The organism is Barnesiella sp. CU968, assembly GCF_905219685.1.
GTDB classification, from domain to species: domain Bacteria; phylum Bacteroidota; class Bacteroidia; order Bacteroidales; family Muribaculaceae; genus Lepagella; species Lepagella muris_A.
On sequence record NZ_CAJMXD010000446.1, the window covers coordinates 1 to 2,181 of the forward strand.

The 2,181-nt window shown below is 43.9% G+C and carries 1 protein-coding gene; it reads right to left on the reverse strand.

Annotated elements, in window-relative coordinates; all coding sequences use genetic code 11:
* Positions 1-66 precede the first annotated feature (66 nt).
* Positions 67-2,181, reverse strand: a 2,115-nt coding sequence (locus JX312_RS12595; RefSeq protein WP_204458242.1) for an inorganic phosphate transporter, incomplete at its 5' end; no start/stop codon positions are given.

Genomic DNA, 2,181 nt, shown 5'->3' on the forward strand with positions numbered 1-2,181 from the left:
ATATTCATGTAATCTGATTTCATTTCTAAATTCAAATTTACAAAAATATATCCAATCGGCAAACATCTACGCAAGACTTGCACCATACCGCGAAAAACTTCTGTATGAAGATGGTTCAAGGTTAAGTTTTCCTGAGGCGCGAAGCTGTTTTCGCAAAGACGTTATAAACTCCTGACTCTCCTGCAACATATTGAGATAGACATATGCCACTGCCATATTGGAAGCATCGTCTGAATGCAACGATTCATAAACATCTCGGGCACAAGAGGAAAGTTCTTTCTTTATTTCTTCACATCTGCGGCGCAACAAATCGATTCTGTCAGGACTTCCGTCTGCAACCGCCGCACGCGATTCCCGCAAAAGCTCAACAACTTTTCCGCTGATCTCAACATATCTCTCATGAAATACCGCCGGCAACGGTCTGAAATTATTATCGACATGTTCCTTGCATACTTCGACTATCCGACTCAGATTATACGTCATAGACATCATCATGTTGTTGTTGAGATGAAACCATGTGCTTTTCTCTATAGCTGTCTCAGGTCTGACTTTCCGAAGGCACAACGTAAGTCTACGTCTCTGACTTTTAAGCACATTCTTCTCTTGTTCAAGTATTTTCTCGGTTTTAGACAGTATTTTTGAATCTTCTTTTATGAAACCGGCTGAAACATTTTCATAAATATCAGTTATGAATCCAAGAAATTTCTCATTTTTCTCATTTATGTAAATCAACAGCAGTCGCCACACTTCTGAAGAATCTTCTGTCGACAGTATTGTCTGGAATAGAGTCTCGTTCTGCTCGGCTTTCTTCTTTTTACTGAATTTCCTGTTACTTCTGATCAGCAGTGAAACCGCAATCACACCTCCGGCGATAATCACAGGCACTCCTCCGAGATGCATCATGCAGACTACTATTCCCGCTCCTATAAATGCGACACCGGCAGTTATAAACCATCCTCCGATCACAGAGATTACTCCAGTAATGCGAAAAACCGCGCTTTCCCGTCCCCATGCCCTGTCAGCAAGTGATGTGCCCATCGCAACCATAAATGTAACAAAAGTAGTGGACAATGGCAATTTCATTGATGTGCCCCATGCAATCAACACACTTGCAACCATCAGGCTGACCGCTCCTCTTAAAAGATCGAACGAAGCGCCGGGTTCCTCCTGTGTCACGCTGTTGTCCATCCTGCTGCCGAGCCATAGTCTGACTTTTGCAGGAGTGTGTTCTCGCAACCAATAATATGTGTTCAAAGACATTCTGACCAATGCGCGACCGAGCCTTGAAGAACCGAACAATTCCTCTCCCTGACTCTGAGAACTTAACCCTACGGTGGTTTGTGTGACCTGACGCGCTTTCTTAGAGGTTGCAAGAGACACAACCATGATCATGCCGGCGCCTACAAGAAAATAGATCGGTGTCTGCGCCGGCTTGTTCAGGGCACCAAGCATAAAGTTATGCGCATCGCCCCCTCCTGCCGACATAAATTCCTGATAGGATGCCAAAGATGTAAGAGGTATACCTATAAAATTGACAAGGTCGTTACCCGCAAAAGCCATTGCCAATGAGAATGTGCCGACCAAAACGACAGCCTTCAGCACATTTACTCTCAGAAAATGCAGAATCTGGCACAGGATTGTAAAAATTACAAACGACCCGGACAAAATCAATACTGAATTCGAATCTATCCATCCCTTAAGGCTTTCTGTCATAAATGACGTATCCTTAATCCCCTTGAGAAGCATAAAATAGACTATTGCCGTGCAGGCGATTCCGCCAAACAGTCCGACTTTCCATTTTAATCGGCTCTTATACTCAAACCGGAAGATAAGCCTGGCAATAAACTGTATGAGTGTGCCGAATACAAAAGCAATCGCTACTGAAAGGAAAATACCGAGTATGACAGACAATGCACGCTCTGCATTCAGCAAATCTCCTAATCCGAGATTTGATTCCGGCGCGGAAATCTTAAACAATGCCACCACAAATGTCGCACCGAGCAATTCAAAAACAAGCGAGACAGTCGTGGATGTAGGCATTCCCAATGAATTGAATTTGTCGAGCAGAATTATGTTTGTGACCATGACAGCCATGAATATCGCTATCGCGTCATAAAACGATATGTTTTCCGGACGAAAGATACTGTTGCGCGCAACATCCATCATGCCGTTGCTCATCGC